Origin of the sequence: Chelativorans xinjiangensis (genome assembly GCF_009812055.1) — a bacterium.
Lineage (GTDB): Bacteria > Pseudomonadota > Alphaproteobacteria > Rhizobiales > Rhizobiaceae > Chelativorans > Chelativorans xinjiangense.
Genome location: NZ_WQNH01000001.1, coordinates 93,376 through 110,759, shown reverse-complemented (window position 1 = coordinate 110,759; position 17,384 = coordinate 93,376). Strand labels below are relative to the sequence as shown.

The 17,384-nt window shown below is 65.6% G+C and carries 14 protein-coding genes; 6 read left to right on the top strand and 8 right to left on the bottom strand.

Annotated features, from left to right (window positions below):
- Positions 1–422: 422 nt before the first annotated feature.
- From GM910_RS00495 to ytfQ, 5 genes are all read right to left on the bottom strand, one after another.
- Positions 423–1,163: a FadR/GntR family transcriptional regulator gene (locus tag GM910_RS00495; protein WP_201285385.1), complete on the bottom strand. Its 741-nt coding sequence runs from the start codon at positions 1,161–1,163 to the stop codon at positions 423–425.
- Positions 1,160–2,146 (bottom strand): galactofuranose ABC transporter, permease protein YjfF, encoded by a 987-nt coding sequence (gene yjfF / locus GM910_RS00490; RefSeq protein ID WP_159585462.1) that lies wholly within the window; start codon positions 2,144–2,146, stop codon positions 1,160–1,162. Before yjfF ends, GM910_RS00495 begins: the two co-directional genes overlap by 4 nt.
- Positions 2,143–3,177: an ABC transporter permease gene (locus GM910_RS00485; RefSeq protein WP_159585460.1), complete on the bottom strand. Its 1,035-nt coding sequence runs from the start codon at positions 3,175–3,177 to the stop codon at positions 2,143–2,145. Before GM910_RS00485 ends, yjfF begins: the two co-directional genes overlap by 4 nt.
- Complete coding sequence (ytfR, locus tag GM910_RS00480; protein ID WP_159585458.1) at positions 3,174–4,697, bottom strand: galactofuranose ABC transporter, ATP-binding protein YtfR; 1,524 nt, start codon at positions 4,695–4,697, stop codon at positions 3,174–3,176. Before ytfR ends, GM910_RS00485 begins: the two co-directional genes overlap by 4 nt.
- A 216-nt stretch (positions 4,698–4,913) precedes the next feature.
- A complete protein-coding gene (ytfQ, locus tag GM910_RS00475; protein ID WP_159585756.1) occupies positions 4,914–5,876 on the bottom strand; it encodes a galactofuranose ABC transporter, galactofuranose-binding protein YtfQ in 963 nt (320 codons plus the stop codon).
- Between the two features lie 252 nt (positions 5,877–6,128).
- On the opposite strand from ytfQ, the gene GM910_RS00470 reads away from it, so the two are divergent.
- Positions 6,129–7,247 (top strand): Gfo/Idh/MocA family protein, encoded by a 1,119-nt coding sequence (locus GM910_RS00470; protein ID WP_159585456.1) that lies wholly within the window; start codon positions 6,129–6,131, stop codon positions 7,245–7,247.
- On the opposite strand, the gene GM910_RS00465 is transcribed toward GM910_RS00470, so the two are convergent.
- On the bottom strand, positions 7,205–8,905 hold the full coding sequence (locus tag GM910_RS00465) for a hypothetical protein (protein WP_159585454.1): 1,701 nt from the start codon (positions 8,903–8,905) through the stop codon (positions 7,205–7,207). The two genes, GM910_RS00470 and GM910_RS00465, sit on opposite strands and share 43 nt — an antisense overlap.
- A gap of 197 nt (positions 8,906–9,102) precedes the next feature.
- Between GM910_RS00465 and GM910_RS00460 the strand changes: the two genes are divergently transcribed.
- On the top strand, positions 9,103–9,375 hold the full coding sequence (locus GM910_RS00460; RefSeq protein WP_201285374.1) for a hypothetical protein: 273 nt from the start codon (positions 9,103–9,105) through the stop codon (positions 9,373–9,375).
- Positions 9,372–10,850 (top strand): methyltransferase, encoded by a 1,479-nt coding sequence (locus GM910_RS00455; protein ID WP_159585452.1) that lies wholly within the window; start codon positions 9,372–9,374, stop codon positions 10,848–10,850. Before GM910_RS00460 ends, GM910_RS00455 begins: the two co-directional genes overlap by 4 nt.
- 19 nt (positions 10,851–10,869) lie before the next feature.
- On the opposite strand, the gene GM910_RS00450 is transcribed toward GM910_RS00455, so the two are convergent.
- Positions 10,870–11,619, bottom strand: a complete 750-nt coding sequence (locus tag GM910_RS00450; protein WP_201285373.1) for a sulfite exporter TauE/SafE family protein — start codon at positions 11,617–11,619, stop codon at positions 10,870–10,872.
- Between the two features lie 158 nt (positions 11,620–11,777).
- A complete protein-coding gene (locus GM910_RS00445) occupies positions 11,778–13,499 on the bottom strand; it encodes a thiamine pyrophosphate-requiring protein (RefSeq protein WP_159585450.1) in 1,722 nt (573 codons plus the stop codon).
- Positions 13,500–13,713: 214 nt separating this feature from the next.
- Here GM910_RS00445 and GM910_RS00440 point away from each other — a divergent pair, with 214 nt between their 5' ends.
- From GM910_RS00440 to GM910_RS00430, 3 genes are read left to right on the top strand one after another with little or no spacing between them, the layout of a single operon-like run.
- A complete protein-coding gene (locus GM910_RS00440; protein ID WP_159585448.1) occupies positions 13,714–14,667 on the top strand; it encodes a TAXI family TRAP transporter solute-binding subunit in 954 nt (317 codons plus the stop codon).
- A 7-nt stretch (positions 14,668–14,674) separates the two neighbouring features.
- The gene (locus tag GM910_RS00435) at positions 14,675–16,591 is read left to right on the top strand and encodes a TRAP transporter permease (protein ID WP_159585446.1); all 1,917 of its coding nucleotides are present in this window, start codon (positions 14,675–14,677) and stop codon (positions 16,589–16,591) included.
- Complete coding sequence (locus GM910_RS00430; RefSeq protein ID WP_159585444.1) at positions 16,588–17,367, top strand: IclR family transcriptional regulator; 780 nt, start codon at positions 16,588–16,590, stop codon at positions 17,365–17,367. Before GM910_RS00435 ends, GM910_RS00430 begins: the two co-directional genes overlap by 4 nt.
- The last annotated feature ends 17 nt before the right edge of the window (positions 17,368–17,384 follow it).

The window sequence follows — 17,384 nt, the reverse complement described above, 5'->3', positions numbered from 1 at the left end:
AACGGGCGGAGACTTAAGAACGCCGGACGGGCGGCCCGAGGGTCGCGAAAAAAATATGACGAGCGACACGAAGGTCGCCCGTCTTCCCGGTTCTTTGACATAGCCCGGCTTCGCATGAAGCGCGGCAACGGATAAGCGCGTCCTTCGCCAGGAAAGGCGGGGCGCTCACGCCTCCCTCCCCCTTGTGGGGAGGGGTAAGGGGTGGGGGTGGACGCGCCCGTGTGCCGTCGGGGGCGATGACCATGAGCCCGCATTTACAGCCCCGGCCGGCCGTCCGCGCCGCCTCAGCGTGTCACCCTTTCCAGAAAGCGCTCGACGGCGGCGGTCGCCGCGTCGCCGGGCCGGCCGAGCCGGCTGGCGATGGAGCCATGGGTGTAGCGGGCTGCGTTTAGAATGCTTGCCTCAAGCCAAAAACGCAGCGCCTAGCCGCCTTTCTCGTCGATCCGGTCGAGCGCCTGGGCGCGGCCGGTCAGGATGACCTCCCTCATGGTCTTGGAGGCCGCCTCAGCGTCGCCGCGGGCGATGGCCTCGGCGATCGCCTTGTGGGAAGCGCCGATCCTTTCCAGCTCACGCGAGGGGACGTTCGGGGAGCTGAGGCCGAAGGCGGCGACGAGGGCCGCCTCGATAAGGGTGCCGACGCCGTACATGAACGGATTCTCGGAAGCCTGCAGAACGGCCAGATGGAAGCGCAGGTCGGCCAGGATAAGCTCCTCGTGCGAGGGAGCCGAGGCCATGTCGCCCGCCAGCCGCAGGAGCCGATGGGCAGTCTCCGGGTTGGCGCGCCCGGCTGCCAGCCCCGCCGCATAGGGTTCGAAGGAAAGGCGCATCTCGCTCAAGTGGACGAGAAAGGTGCGGTCGACGCCGCGCTCCAGGTGCCAGGTGAGCACGTCGGCGTCGAAAAGGTTCCACTCTCTGCGCTCCGTCACGCGCGTGCCGATGCGCGCCCGCGCCACGATGAGCCCCTTGGCCGAGAGCGTCTTCATCGCCTCGCGCAGAACGGTGCGCGAGACGTGGAAGCGCGCGGCCAGCTCGCTGTCGCCGGGCAGGATGCTGCCGACGGGATAGGTGCCGCCGATGATCGCCTTGCCCAGTTCGTTCACCACATGGGAATGGCTCGTGCGCCGGGCGCGGCCGGATATGGCGGTTTCAAGCAGACCCATCAGCTTCCATGCGCGTGGTGCAGCGCCGCCGCCTTCCTGGCAGAAAGCCAGAGAATTCCCTTCTGCAGGAAGATGAAGACGAACAAAAGCACTCCGACCACGATCTTCGTCCACCAGCTCGACAGCGTACCGTCGAAGATGATGTAGGTCTGTATCAGACCCATGATCAGAATACCAACGAAGGTGCCGGCGACAAAGCCGCTGCCGCCCGTAAGCAGCGTGCCCCCGATGACGACCGCCGCGATGGCGTCGAGTTCGACGCCGACGGCGGAAAGCGAATAGCCGGCAGTGGTGTAGAGCGAGAAGACGATGCCGGAGAGGCCCGCCAGCAGGCCGGACAGCGCATAGATGCCGATGGTGGTGCGGCCGACGGAAACGCCCATCAATCGCGCGGTAGTGGCGTCGCCTCCCAGAGCATAGATGTTGGCGCCGAAGCGCGTGCGGTGGGCGATCAGGACGCCGACCGCGAAGACGAGCAGTAAGAGCCCGCCGATCAGCGTCAGGCGCCCGCCGCCCGGCATGCGCCAGTAGAACGACTGCAGGGTATCGTAGAAGGGATGCGCGACGGGGATGGAATCGATCGACAGCACGAAGGCCATGCCGCGCGCCAGGAACATGCCGGCCAGCGTGACGATGAAGGGCGGCATCTCCAGATAATGGATCACCGCGCCCATTGCCGCGCCGAAGGCCGTGGCGATGAGGAGCGCCATGGCGAAGACGGCAAGCGGGTGCAGGCCTGTATTCGCCAAAACCACGGCGATGAAGACGCTGGTGAAGGCGATGACCGAGCCGACGGAAAGATCGATGCCGCCCGAGAGGATGACGAAGGTCATGCCGACGGCGACGATGCCGAGAAAGGCGTTGTCGGTCAGGAGATTGCCGATGACGCGGGTCGACAGCATCGACGGGAACTGCGCGTAGCACAGCGCGTATGCCAGGACGAAGATGAGGATGGTTGCCGCCAGCGGCAGATAGCGGGACTTCATGGTGCCGACCGCTCCTTGCCTTCCGTGGCCACCGGCTCCGCCGGCCGGCCACGCCAGAACACCGTCGCCATGCGCAGGGCCGGCGACTGGATGATAAGGATCAGCATGATGATGACGGCCTTGATGATCAGGTTGAACTCGGGCGGGAAGCCGGAGAGCAGGATGCCCGTGTTGATCGACTGGATGATCATGGCGCCGATCAGTGAGCCGAGGATGGTGAAGCGGCCGCCGAGCAGCGACGTGCCGCCCAGCACGACGGCGAGGATGGCGTCGAGCTCCAGCCACAGGCCGGCATTGTTGGCGTCCGCGCCGCGGATATCGGCGGTGACGATGATGCCGGCGATGGCCGCGCACAGGCCCGAGACCATGTAGACCGTCACCAGAAGCACACCGCTGTTGACGCCGGAAAGCGTGCTGGCGCGGCGGTTGATGCCGATCGCCTCGATCAGAAGTCCGAGCGCCGTCTTGCGCACGATGAGGGCTGCGGCAATGCCGGTGGCCACCCACAGGAGGACGGGCACCGGCAGGCCGAGAAGTGCCCCGCTGCCGAAGAAGGCGAACCCCGGATCGTTGAAGGTGACGATGATGCCTTCGGTGATGAGCTGGGCGATGCCGCGCCCGGCCACCATCAGGATCAGCGTTGCGACGATGGGCTGAATGCCGAGCACGGCGACGAGGAAACCGTTCCAGGCGCCGCAGGCCACGCCCACGGCGAGGGCGAAGAGGAGGGCTGTCGCCGCGCTGCCGCCGCCGGCGACGGTGGATGCCGCCACCGCGCCGCAGATCGCCATCACCGCGCCGACGGAAAGGTCGATGCCCTTGGTGGCGATGACCAGCGTCATGCCGATCGACAGAAGAGCCACGGGCGCGCCGCGATTGAGGATGTCGATCAGACTGCCGTAAAAACGGCCGTTCTGCCACGTCAGGTTCAGGAAATTCGGGAAGACCGCCGTGATCAGCGCCAGGATGACGAGAAGCGTCAGGACCTGGGGCAGGAAGCGGCGGAGGGCGGAGCTGCTATCGCCGTTCATCGGGCTTGCTCCGGCTGGCTGTCGGCGGCGATGGCGCGGACGATGTTGTCGGTGTTGATCTCCTCGCCCGTCAGTTCCGACACATGCTCCCGGTCGCGCACCACGATCACGCGATGCGAATAGGCGACCAGCTCCTCCAGCTCCGAGGAGATGACGAGCAGCGACACGCCATCCTCGCACAGGCGCTCGATCAGGCGGATGATCTCGGCGTGGGCGCCGACGTCGATGCCGCGCGTCGGCTCGTCGAGGATGAGGAACTCGGGGTTGGTCGCCAGCCAGCGGGCGAGGATCGCCTTCTGCTGGTTGCCGCCGGAGAGAAGCCGGAGCGGCTTCTCGCGGTCCGTCGTGCGGATGTCGAGGGCGTCGATGAAGCGGTCGGCGATCTCGATCTGCTCTTGCCTCGGCAGCGGCCGCGACCAGCCGCGCCGCGCCTGCAATGCCAGGACGATGTTCTCGCGCACGGAGAGGTCGCCGACGATGCCGTCGGTCTTACGGTCCTCGGGACAGAAGCCGAGGCCCGCGGCGATCGCCTTGCGCGGCCCGCTGAGTTCGAGCTGCCTGCCGTCCTTCTCGGCGCTGCCGCCGTCGTGCGGGCGCACGCCGAAGATCACCTCGGCGGTCTCGGTCCGCCCGGAGCCGAGGAGCCCGGCAACGCCGACCACCTCGCCACGGCGGACCTCCAGGTTGAAAGGCTCGATCGTGCCGGCGCGGCCGAAATCACGGAAGCGATAGGCAACCTCACCCTCGCTCTTGCGGGCCGCCGTGTGGGCGATGGTCTCCTGCGAAAGCTCGTGGCCCAGCATCATGGTCACAAGGTCGAGGCGCTCGATGTCGGCGGCATTGCGCGTGCCGACCAGCCGGCCGTTGCGTAAAACGGTGATGCGATCGGAGATCTCGAACACCTGGTTGAGGAAATGGGTGATGAAGATAATGCCCAGCCCCCGCTCGCGCAGCGCCCGCACGATGTCGAACACCATGCGCACCTCCTGCGCGTCGAGGCTGGCGGTCGGCTCGTCGAGGATGAGGATCTTGCCGGACAGATCGACCGCGCGGGCGATGGCGATGATCTGCTGGACGGCGACGGAGTAGGAGGAAAGCTCCCGCGTCACGTCGATATCGAGGCCGTATTGAGAAAGCAGCGCCTCGGCCCCGGCGTTCATCCGCCGCGTGCCGACCATGCCGAAGCGCGTCGGCTGGCGGCCGAGATAGAGGTTTTGTGCCACCGTCAGGTTGGGCAGGAGGTTGACCTCCTGATAGACGGTGCCGATGCCCAGCGCCTGCGCCTCGAACGTGTCGCGCGGGTCGACCTGGCGCCCGGAAAGCCGGATATCGCCGCTGTCGCACCGGTAGGCGCCGGTGAGGCACTTGATGAGGGTGGACTTGCCGGCGCCGTTCTCGCCTAGAAGCGCGTGCACCTCCCCCGCCCGCAAGGCGAAGTCGACGCCGTCGAGCGCCAGCGCGCCAGGGAAGCTCTTGGTGAGGCTTGCCACGCTCAGCAGCGGTTCCTGAGGCTTTTCCACGGCGTTTCCCCGAAAAGGAACCGAGTGCCCTTAAGGGACACCGGTTGCTGCAGTCGGAAGAGAAGGCGGGCCCGCGAAGGCCCGCCTGTCCCCCCGCCCCCTAGTGGTCTGACCCAAACAGATGGTACCCATCTGTTTGGGAAAGTCAGCCCACAAGCTATTAATCTGGTGGGGCGATTTGTCCTGACAGATGGACCATCTGTCAGGATCGCACCACTAGTAACCGAGGTTCTTCTTTTCCTCGTAGACCTTTATCGGGTCGTCGGCCTGCGTGTAGAGCTTGGATTCGGTCTGGATCCACTTCGGCGGCGCGGTGCCGTCGGACAGATAGGCTTCCAGCACGTCGAAGGCGGGGCCGGCCATGTTCGGCGTTAATTCGACCGTGGCGTTGGCCTCGCCGGCGGCGAGTGCCTGGAAGATGTCCGGCACGGCGTCGATGGAGACGACGAGGATGTCCTCGCCCGGCTTCAGCCCGGCTTCCTTGATGGCCTGGATGGCGCCCAGCGCCATGTCGTCGTTGTGGGCGTAAAGCGCGCAGATGTCGGCGCCGCCATTCTCGGCCTTGAGGAAGCTCTCCATCACCTCCTTGCCCTTGGTGCGGGTGAAGTCGCCGGTCTGGCTGCGGATGATCTTGAAATTGTCGTGGCCGGCGATCGCTTCCTCAAACCCTTTCTTGCGGGCAATGGCGGGCGAGGAGCCCGTGGTGCCCTGAAGTTCGACGATCGAGCAGTCCGTGTCGCCGGCATTCTCGACCAGCCACTCGCCGGCCACCCGGCCCTCGTGCACGAGGTCGGAGGTGACTGCGGTGAGGTAAAGATCGTCCGAGGCGGCAACGGTACGGTCGAGGAGGACGACGGGGATTTCCGCATCCTTCGCCTCTTCCAGCACGGAGTCCCAACCCGTCTCCACCACCGGTGCGAGCAGGATCGCGTCCACGCCCTGGGCGATGAAGGAGCGCAGCGCCTTGATCTGGTTTTCCTGTTTCTGCTGGGCGTCGGCGAATTTCAGGTCGATGCCGCGCGTTTCGGCTTCCTGCCTGGTGACCGTCGTCTCGGCGGCACGCCAGCCGGATTCGGAGCCGATCTGCGAAAAACCGACCGTCACGGCGGAGGCGACGGACGTGGTAAGGATCACCGACGCGAGCGCGGTCGCGCCAGCAAGAGCTGACTTGAGCATTATGTTCCTCCCGGTTGCTAGGCTGCGAAGCAGCGAAGGAGAAAAAATCATATAGTATGACTTTTGTAAAGCACGTGTTGGAGAGGCCTCGGCCGAGCGTGCCGGCGTCCCCCAAAAGCCGCTGCGAAGTCACCGTGGCTCATGCAGCAGCGCGCGGATGAAAGCCTCCTTTACGGCGCGGCGGCAACCGTCTACACGCGTCATCGATGGTTGCCGCCATTTGTCGAAAATCACAGATCTGCGTGGAGAACCGGGATGGAGCTGGGACTGGGGCTGATCGGCTCGGGTTTCATGGGCAGGACGCACGCCTTCGCGTTCAACAATGTCGCCCGCGTATTCGATCTGCCGGTGAAGGTGCGGCCGGTCATGCTGGCCGACGTCGGGGAGGAGCAGGCCGCGCGTGCGGCAGCGGCCCTCGGTTTTACCGAATCGACGGCCGACTGGCGTCGCCTCGTCGCCGATCCGCGCGTCCATATCGTTTCCGTCACCTCACCCAATCTCCTTCATAAGGAGATGGCGCTGGCAGCCATTGCCGCCGGCAAGCATGTCTACTGCGAGAAGCCACTGGCGCCGAAGGTAAGCGACGCCGAGGAGATGGTGCGGGCGGCCGAGGCGAAGGGCGTCGTCACCGCGGTCGGCTTCAACTACCTGAAGAACCCGATGATGCGTCTCGCCAAGGAGATCATCGACAGCGGCGAGATCGGAGAAATCCGTGCCTTCAGCGGCGTCCACGCCGAGGACTTCATGATGGATGCCGAGGTGCCGTGGACATGGCGGCTGGACCCGGCCGGGGGCGGTGGGGCGCTGGCCGACCTTGGCAGCCACCTGATCGCCGCCGCGCGCTATCTTGTCGGGCCTGTGGCCGAGGTGTGCGGGGAGGTGGCAACGCTGGTTGCCACGCGCCCGGACGGCGCCGGCTCGACTAATCGAAAGCCCGTCGAGGTGGAGGACATCGGCCGCGCCTTTCTGCGCTTCGAGAACGGCTGCAGCGGCGTTCTGGAGGCGAGCTGGATCGCCGGCGGGCGCAAGATGCGGCAGGATTTCGAGATCACCGGCTCGCGCGGCTCCATTGCCTATTGCGGCGAACGCATGAACGAGCTCGACCTTTACGTGGCCTCCGGCAAGGCCCGGCGCGACGGTTTCCGCAAGATACTGGCCGGGCCGGCCAACGAACCTTACGGCGCGTTCTGCGTGGCGCCGGGCCACCAACTCGGCTTCAACGACCTGAAGACTATCGAGGTGCGCGATCTCGTGCGGGCGATCGCCGGCGAGAAGACCGGCCATGCCGATTTCCGCGAGGGGCTGGAGGTGCAGCGTACGCTGGAGGCGATCTACCGCTCCACGGGAGGCGGCGGCTGGACCAGGGTGTCCTGATTAACGGGACCGGCGCGCGCGCCCGGCATCGTGTCGGCGATGCTCGCCGGCTCGCGAACTTTGTCCGTCACGTCGTGGAAGTCGTAGATCGTGCTGTCGTTCGGGAAGGCGTAGATGCGGTCGGCGAGTAGCGGGAACTTGGCATCGAAATAGGTGTTGAACAGCACGCGGTAGCTGTTCACCGGCGTGATGTCGTCGGTAAGATGGCGGTACTCTTTCCCGGGAAAATAATAGGCGTTGAGGATGCCGGTCTTGATCCGCAACTCCTCGGCCGGCGCATCCTGCCAGGGAACCCGTGAATCGCGCTGGGGAAAGGGGCCTTCATCTGCCTGTAGCAGGATGATCGGCGGCTTCCGGCCGTACGCCTGAAGCGTGGTGACGATATCCCTGATGATGCGGTTGGCATAGGCGACCTGGTCGACGAAGCCCTGCTTGTCGCCGCGCTTGGCCGCTTCCTTTTGGCTGAGGCAGCGCCCGTCGGCGGCAAAGGCGTAAGGGCCGTGCGGCACCAGGAAGTGGGCGAAGACGTAGACCGGCCGCTCACGCGCGCCGATGGCCTTGATCTTCTCCACCTGGGCGGCGACGCGCTGGCACTGGGCATTGTCCCAGTCGAGCCGCATCGTCAGCGCCGTGTCGGGCAGGACGTGGAAGATCGGGCGCAGGATCGTGCGCCGCAGATAGAGCATGGCGAACTCGCTGAAGCCGTGCGGCCGGTTCTCGTCGGCGAGCGGGCTATTGTAGGTGCCGACCCACCAGGCGCCGAACTGGATGAAGTCGTATCCGCGCGACTTCAAGGCCCGCCCCACGCGATGGTCGCCCAGCATCTCGTAGATCGGATGCCAGTTGGCGCCCGTGACCCGCGCGTCGTCCTCAAGGAAATCGAGGTAGTTCATATGGAAGGTCGAGGCGACGGAATGGCCGGTCTTCTGGTAGTTGGAGTTGCTGCGACGGGCGACGTAAAAGCCCCGCTCCTCCAGAAAACGGCCGATGGCGCGATTGTCGAGGTCGTAGTGGCGCTGGAGGATCTCCTCCGACGTGTAGCGGTCGAACACGAAATGATAGATGTCCGGCGGCCGGGCGGCACTTTCTTCGGAAGGGAAATACTGTCGGATCTCCGCCAGGGCCTGTTCGGCATCGTAGGCGGTGCGGGCCGCGCCGTTGCGCCATTCGTAGACGCCAACCTGCCAAAGCGGCGTTGCCAACAGAACCAGCGCGACACCGTTGAGAATGCTGTGGGCCAGGCGGGTGAGGCCGGGAAGGCGCAGCGCAACGAGCGTCAGAAGCGCCAGGATGGCGAGCGCGAAGGGCAGTGACTTCACCATCGGAAAGCCGCCTGCCACCATGTCGTTGAGGCGGCCGAACAGTCCGAGATAGAAGAGGCTGCCGGCAACCCAGATACTGGCGACCACCGCGCCGGCCGCATCAAAGCGCCGGCGCATCGCCGCGACCGCCAGATAGACTGCAAGCGCAAAGGCGAGGGACCCCAGGAGAGAGGGCGCGACGTCGGCTAGCGAGGTGAAGTTCAGGTTCCTCGCCATGAGGGCGAAGACGGCGGCGGCGGCGAGGAGAAAAGGATGGAGAGGATAGCTCCCGTCCCAGACTTTCCGCCGGTGCTCGTGGGGGCGAGGGTCGTCGGCTGTTGCTCCCGCGTCGGCCATCAAAGCACCTCCGTTCGGCGCGGCGCTCCATGATTCCGGGAATGCGTTCGGGAGCGATCCCAGCCTTCGTTCCGTTGCCGACAAGCGCTTATGACAGATTTATGTCACTTTTTTGAAGCAACAAGGAACGTCTTCTGCTCGACCACGTTGACAGCCGTCAACCACGCTCGTCTCCGGTCCGACGAAAGGGAGCTTCGATGCACGTTAGATTTTTCTCTCGTCTCTTTCCGCTTTCTCTCTCTACTTTGTTCCTCGGCATGTCCGCGTCCGGCGCGCATGCCTATCTGGATGCCGGCACAGGCAGCATGATCCTCCAGGTGCTTCTGGGGGGTATTGCGGGCCTGCTGATCGCCGGTAGGCTCTACTGGCACAAATTCCTTTCGCTTGTCGGGCTCAGACGGGACCCGCCTCAGACGGATGAGGCGAAGGACGAGCCCGTTGTGGAGTCGCAACCGCGGGCCGATAGGTGAACGAGACCCACGCGCTGAAAGCCGAGGCGCCAAAACGAGCCGAGGCCGGCGGACCCAGCGGCGCGTCTTCCGATCGGGCGGGCGAACTGGAGCCGGGCTCCTATCGCGATCGCAACGGCGCCGTCTTCTACCGTGACGGGCGGGTGTTTCGTTATGTGAGCGAGCGGGCGCTGGAGAACTGGCGGCACCTGCGGGAGGCACCTTTCTTCGAAAGCTTCCGCAGCGAGGGCCGGATCATTGAGACGAGCCTGGCCGACCCGCGGAAGGAGAACATCGCCCTTGGCGCCTGGGCGGGCGTTCTGGAGCATGCCCGCATCCCCTATGTCTCCTACCCCTACGAGTGGACCTTCGGCATGCTGAAGGATGCCGCGCTGCTGCATCTCGACCTGATGCGCGGCGCGCTTCGCGCGGACATGATCCTGAAGGACTCCTCGCCCTACAACATCCAGTGGAACGGCGTGCACCCGGTCTTCATCGACGTCCCTTCCTTCGAGCCGCTCAAAAAGGGTGAGCCGTGGGTGGGTTACCGGCAGTTCTGCGAACTCTTCCTCTATCCGCTGATGCTCGCTGCCTATAAGGGCATCGACTTCCGCCCCTGGCTGCGCGGGCGTATCGACGGTATCCCCGCCGAGGAGATGCGTGCGCTGATGTCGGCGCGCGACCTCGTGCGGCCCGGCGTGCTCCTGCATGTTGCCGCGCAAAGCGCGTTGCAGAAGCGCTATGCCGGTGGCAGGCAGGACATGCGCGGCGCGCTTGCCGATGCCGGCTTCGGCAAGGCGTTGATCGAGCGGAACGTAGAGAGGCTGACGGCTCTCGTCTCGAAGCTGGAGCCCGCACGCACGAAAACCGAGTGGTCCGACTACGACCGGACCCATTCCTACGACGACGGGGAGCTTGCGCGGAAAGCCGAATTCGTGCGCCGGGCGGCGGCAAGCCGCCGCTGGCGGCTAGCCTGGGATCTCGGCTGCAACACCGGAACCTTCTCGCGCATTGCCGCCGAACACGCCGACTACGTGGTGGCCATGGACGGAGACTGGATGGCCATCGAGCATTTCTATCGCCGCGAGAAGGCCGGGGCGGCGTCGAAATCCATCCTGCCGCTGGTCGTCAACCTGGCCGACGCCTCGCCCAACCAGGGCTGGCGCGGCGTGGAGCGTAAGGGCATCGCCGAGCGTGGCCGGCCGGAGCTGACGCTCTGCCTGGCCCTCATCCACCACATCGTGATCACCGCAAATATCCCGCTCGCTGACTTCATCGAGTGGCTGGCGGGGCTGGGGACGGCGGTGGTGATCGAATTCGTCGGCCGCGACGACGAGATGGTGCAGACGCTGCTCGCCAACCGCGAGGACCAGTACAACGACTATCATCCCGAAATCTTCCGCGCACTGCTTGAAACCCATTTCGACATCAAGGCCGAAGAGGCGCTGAAGGGCGGCAGGAGGCACATCTACTTCGCCGAGGCGAAGGCGAGTTGAACCTATCGGCGATACCTGGTCATCCTGCAAGTGCGTCGTAGACCAGCTTTAGCGCCAACAGGCTGAGCAGGATGAGGATGACGCGGTCGAAGTTTTCCTTCGACAGGCGCCTTGCCAGCACTGAGCCGACGGGCATGAAGGCGAGGATCGGGAAGATGGCGGCGAGGCTGATCAGGGCGCCGTGCCCCGACAGGATGCCGAAATAACCGAGTGCGGGGATCTGCAGCGCGCTCATGACCGCGAAAAAGATTGAAACGGTGGAGATGAAGACCGGCCTTTCCAGCCGCATCGCGTTGAGGAAGGTGATGGAAACGGGCGCGGAGATGCCGGAGGCGCCCTGCAGTACCCCGGCGGTGATGCCCGCCGGCAGGCGTAGCCGACTGGCCAGCGGGTAGGCGATCTTCCAGTCCGGCCGGGTAAGCCGCAGAAGCACGTAGCCGAAAACCGCCGCCGCCACCATGAGCGAAAGCAGCCTCTGGGAGAAGAAGGCGAGCATCAGCGTGCCGGCGAGGACGCCCGCCGCACCTGCGGCGGCAAAGCCCCAGACGAAGGAGGCCGGCAGGCGGTGGCGGCGGAAAAGCCATCCCTGCCAGATATTGGTGAGCAGGTTCGGCATGATCATCACCACCACCGCGAACTTCACGTCGAACATCATCGCCAGCGCCGGCACCGCCAGCACCGGTGCACCGGCACCGGTCGCCCCTTTGAGGATTCCGCCGCCCGCCAGACAGGCGAAGATGATGGCGAGTTGCACCGGTTCGAAAGCCACGTGGCGGGTCCGTTCTTTGGGGGATCGTGGTCGGCTTGGGTTCACTACCCGAAAATCGATCTGGTTAAACCAGGAAAGCGTTCAGCGCGGCAACCCCTCGGCCCCACCTGGGGGACACACGGTTGGGAAGCGCAATGTGGATTCCATGAAACCCCATCCTAGTACCTGTCGGAAATGGCGACCTTCAGGTCCAGCACAACCTGCCGCCGCTCCTTGCGGATCACCTCCACTGCTCGCCCAAGCGCGGCAGGCAAGTCCACGCCGTGCTCTACGCGTTCCGTGTAGGCGCGGCTGGCGGCCGCCGCCCGCGTGTAGTCGGGGGAGGGCTCCAGCGATGTGAGCGGCATAAGGTTCGCCTTTGCGGCGGCTCCGCCCGGATAGCTGTTGACGACGGAACGGCGTACGGCGTTCCACATGCTGTTGTTCTTGACGATGGTGAGCACCGGCAGTTCCAGCGCCTCGGCGATCTGGTGGCAGGCGATCGGATTGGCGAACATATAGGAGCCGTCGCCCATGCAGGCGATGACCAGCCGCTCGCGGTCGGCAAGCTGAGCGCCGAGGGCCGCCGGCAGGGCCCAGCCGAGGCCGCCCGAGTGCGGGTTGCTGAAGATGCGGTTCGGCCCATTCACGCGCATCGAGCCCGGCAGGATACCGAGTTCGCTAAAGATTACCGCGCGCTCGCCCATGATCGCGGAAACACAACGGCTCATCCATTCCGCGCTCATAGGGCTGGTGCAACCCGCTGCCGCTTCCTCATCCGCCCCCTCCAGCCGCTCCCGGCCTAGCCGCGCGCAGCGGGAACGCCGCTCCTCTTCCACGCCGGCGGCCGGTTCCATGGCGGCCGCGAGCGCTCTGAGCCCGGCGGCAGCATCGCTGGCGACGGCGAGGTCGGCCTGGTAGCCGCGAACGGGCATGCGCTGGAAATTCGGGTCGGGGCCGAGATGGACGATCCTTGTCTCCGTAGCCGGGCGGTGCAGCGATTCGATCCACGGCACACCGCTGTCCACAACCAGCACCACATCCGCCTCGGCCAGCGGCTCCTTGATGTCGTAGCCGCGGAACATCGGGTGGTCCGAGGCCATGAGGTTGCGGATCGAGAAAGGCTCGACGACGGGAACGGCGAAGGTCTCCGCCATTTCGGCAAGGGCTGCGCCAACGCGTCCATCGGGATCGCCGCGCTGGCAAACGATCAGCGGGCTTTTCGCCGCCGAGAGCCATTGCGCGGCTTGGGCGATGGCCGCCGGATCGGGGTAGGGGACCGTCGCCGGCACCTGCGGGGAAGCGCCGGCGGCGGAGGCCGGCACCGTGTCCATCAGCGCCTCGCGCGGCAGGCTGATATAGACCGGGCCTTTCGGCTCACTCATGGCGAGTGCCGCGGCGCGCGCGGCGAGCAAGCCGCCCTGCTCGGGGTAGCGCATCTCGTAGTGGAACTTGACGACGTCGCTCACCAGCGAGGACTGGTCGTACATCTCCTGCCCGTATTGGATGGGCGAGACGCGGGCGCCGCGCCGCCCGTGCTCGGTAATCGGCGTGCGGCCGGACATGACGAGGACGGGGATGTTGTCGCTGGCGGCGTTGATGACGCCCATGGCGGAATTGGCAAGCCCGACATTGACATGGACCATGGTGGCCTGCGGCCGGCCGGTGAGGAGATAGTAGCCGTGCGCCATGGCCACGCTCGCCGTCTCGTGCGGCACGGTGACGGGCACCGGCACGGCGCCTTCGTCCAGTGCGGCGAAGGCCTCGATGATGGGCGGGAAGTCGGTTCCCGCGTTGGCGAAGATGAAGTCGATGCCGGCGCGCTTCAGCCCGAGCAGGAGGTCTTCCGCACCTGTCCGACCTTCCGCTTCCGTCTTTCCCTCCGCTTGGTCGGGCGCCATCGCATCCTCCTTGCGATTCTCATAAATCGATACGCATACCCGCAGTTTCAGCATCGCCGGCCGGTTCCGGCATACGTGAAGGTCATGACGGCGGGCGATGCGGACCAGAATGCGCTTGAAAAATCGGCGAATGCAAGTGCATGATGAAACAATAATCTCATTTTTAGGGATTTATGTCGCCTTTGCCGGCGACCTACGAGCAGCGGAGGAGACCATGAAACGCTTTATCGCTTCGGCCGTGCTTGCGGCCGGCTTCGCCTTCAGCGGCGCCGCGGCGGCGCAGACGGTGGGCATCGCCACATCCAATCCTGGATCGCTATTCCACAACATCGGTACGGCTGTCGCCAACGCGGCCAACCAGGGTGGCCTCAACGCCACCATCCAGCCGGCGACCAGCCCCAATCAGTACATCCCCTTCGTGGCCTCGGCCGGCATCGAGTTCGGCGTCGCCAATTTGCAGGAGGTGAACTACGCGCTCGAAGGTAAGGCGTGGTTCGAGGGCAACGCCAATCCGGATCTGAGGGTGGTCGGGCTCATCATGCCGCTCAGGGAGGCGATCTTCGTGCGCGCCGATTCCGACATCGAATCGATCGCCGACCTGAAAGGCAAGCCGATGGTGGACGGATACACGGCGCAGAATACCATCCTGCCGCAGCTCGACGCGATGTATGCCTCGGTCGGGCTGACGCGCGACGACATGCAGCCGGTGCAGGTGCCAAGCGTGGTTGCCGGCGCCGATGCTTTCATCGCTGGAGATTCGGTCGGCTTCATCTTCGCCCATGGCGCCGGCAAGGTGCGCGAGGCCGATGCCGCCGTCGGCGGGCTGAGGGCGCTGCCGGTGGAAAACAACGAGGAGACGCTGGCCGCCATCCGCGAGCACTGGCCGGTGGCCTTCCTCGTCGAGATGGAGCCGGGCGAGGCGCCGGGCGTCCTGGAGAAAGCCCACTACATGGCCTATCCGCAGCTCGTCTTCACCCATGCGAACGCGCCGGAGGACGTGGTCTACGAGATGACCAGGATCCTGCACGAGAGCAAGGAGGTGATGGCCGAGACCTTCCCGCCCTTCAACCAGTTCGACCCGCAGGAAATGGTGGGCGATACGGCGCCGACCGAGTACCATCCGGGCGCCATCCGCTTCTATCGGGAAGCCGGCCTCTGGAACGAGTAGGGATGCGATGACGCCCGGCCTTCCGCCCGGCATCTGGCGCCCCATCGTGGGCGCCCTTTCTGTCTGCCTGACGCTCACAGCGGTGGCATGGTCGCTCAACCTGCCGCGCAGCTTCGGCATGGCGTTCTATCCGCAGCAGTTCATGGCGGTCGTCCTGGCCTTCGCCCTGCCCATCGTCTTCCTCATGCTGCCGGCGCGACGTGGGGCGGCGCGCGAGGCCGCGCCCTGGTATGACTGCCTCCTCGCGCTCGCCGCCTTCGCGGCCGTGGCTTACGTGGCGTTGCGCTATCCGCAAGTCGTCAACTTCATCTTTTCACGGCCGCCCAGCGCCTATGTGCCCGGCCTCGTCATCATCCTGCTTCTGCTCGAGGCGCTGCGGCGCACAACGGGCTGGGCCCTCGTCATCATCATCGCCGTCTTCCTCGTCTATGCCATGTTCGGCGACCATGTGCCGGGGCGGCTTGCCGGACGCGCGCAGGACTGGCGGATGCTCACCGGCTACATGGCCTTCGATTCCAACGGCATATTGGGCATTCCAATGGCCGTAGCCGCCACCGTGGTGGTAGCCTTCATCCTGTTCGGCAACCTCCTGAGCCTTACCGGAGGTTCGCGTTTCTTCACCGATGCCTCGCTGCTTCTCATGGGGCGCTTTCGCGGCGGCTCCATGAAGATCGCGGTTCTGGCCTCCGGCCTGTTCGGTTCCATCTCGGGCTCGGCGGTGGCCAACGTCACCGCTACCGGCATCGTCACCATCCCGATGATCAAGCGCGACGGCTATCCGGCCCATAAGGCGGGTGCCATCGAGGCGGTGGCCTCCACGGGCGGTCAGCTCATGCCCCCGGTGATGGGGGCGGCGGCCTTCCTCATGGCCGAGTTCCTGCAGATCTCTTATGCGCAAGTGGCGCTCGCAGCCCTCGTGCCGGCGCTGCTCTACTATGTGGCACTCTTCATCCAGGCGGATCTCGAGGCGGCGCGGCTCGGCATTGCGCCGGTGCCGAAATCCGAGATCCCGCCGGGGAGGTCGGTCCTGGCCGGCCTGCACTTCGTCCTCGCCTTCGTGGTGCTCATCGGCGCGCTGTTCTCGCTGCGCTGGCAGCCGGAGCGTTCCGCGCTCGCAGCCGCGCTCACCGTCGTCGTGACCTCTCTTCTGTTCGGCTATCAATCGGTGCGGCCGGGCATCGGCAGGCTGCTTTCGTCCTTCGAGGAGACCGGCAGGGCGGTTGTTGAGATCATCGTCATTTCGGCCGCCGCCGGGTTGGTCATCGGCGTGCTCAACGTCACCGGGCTCTCCTTCAACCTCACCTATGCCCTGGTGCAGATCGGCGGCGGCAGCGCGCCGGTGCTTCTGGTGCTTTCGGCGATGGTGTGCATCGTGCTCGGCATGGGGTTGCCGACGCTCGGCGTCTATGTGCTTCTGGCAGCACTGGTGGCGCCGGCACTCGTGGCGGTGGGCATCGAGCCGATCGCCGCGCACTTGTTCGTGCTTTATTTCGGCATGATGTCGATGATCACACCGCCCATCGCCATCGCCGCATTCGCCGCCGCCAGCATCGCCCGCGCGCCGGCGATGAAGACCGGCTTCGCCTCGGCCAAGTTCGGCTGGTCGGCCTTCATCGTGCCGTTCCTGTTCGTCTTCTCGCCGACGTTGCTTCTGATCGGCGAGCCGCTGGACATCGTCTTCGCCGTTGTCACCGCGGGTGTGGGCGTGTGGCTTGTCTCGGCCGCGCTCGCCGGCTATGTCGCCACCAGGCTGTCGATGCCGATGCGGGTTCTGTTCGGCCTTGCCGGTCTCATGGCGCTGGTGCCGGCGGGGGCTTTCGCTGGCGCAATCTACAGCGACGTCGTCGGGGTTGGCGGCGGTGCGGCCCTGCTCGCCATCGAGGCCTATCGTGCCCGCGAACAGAGGAAGAAGGCGCTATCTTGACGGAAAACGCGGGCAACAGTCTCAAGCGCGGTCTGGCAATCCTGGAAGTGTTCTCCGAGGACCGCCTGGAATGGACGCCGGAGGAGCTGATGGAGAAGCTGGGCTACAGCCGGCCGACACTCTACCGCTACCTCAAGACGCTGCGGGAAGCCGGCCTTCTGAGCTCCTCCGCCAATGCCGGCTTCACGCTGGGGCCCAAGGTGGTGGAGATGGACTTCCTCCTGCGCAAGTCCGATGCGCTCATTCTCAACGGCCAAAAGCATCTCAAGAATCTTACAGAAAGATACGCGTGCACCGCGCTTCTTGTGCGGCGTTATGGCGACCGCATCCTGTGCGTGGCCTCGGAACGCTCGGTCGCCAACCCGCGCAGCAGCTATCCGCGCGGCCGGCCCATGCCGCTCGGGCGCGGCGCTATCGCCCGCTCGCTGATGGCCTTCCTGCCGCGCCGCCAACTCGTTCCCATGATCGAGCGGCATATGGAGGATTTGCGCTCCATCGGCCTCGGCAACACGGTGGAAGAGGTCCACGAAAGCCTGCGGCGGGTAAAGCGGGCCGGCTACGCCGTGGCCTTCGGCGAGGTGACGCCCGGCGTGGTGGGCATCGCCGCGCCGGTTTACGACGCCGGCCGCAGCCCCGTCGCCAGCGTATGCGTGACGATTGCCGGCCACCTCGTCAACGGCAACGACATCGACGAGATCAGCGCCCATGTACGCCAGGCCGGCCGGGAGATCAGCGAGGCGCTGTCGCTGGAGCGGGAGAATGGGAAGATGGCCTGACAATTATCTCATTTAGT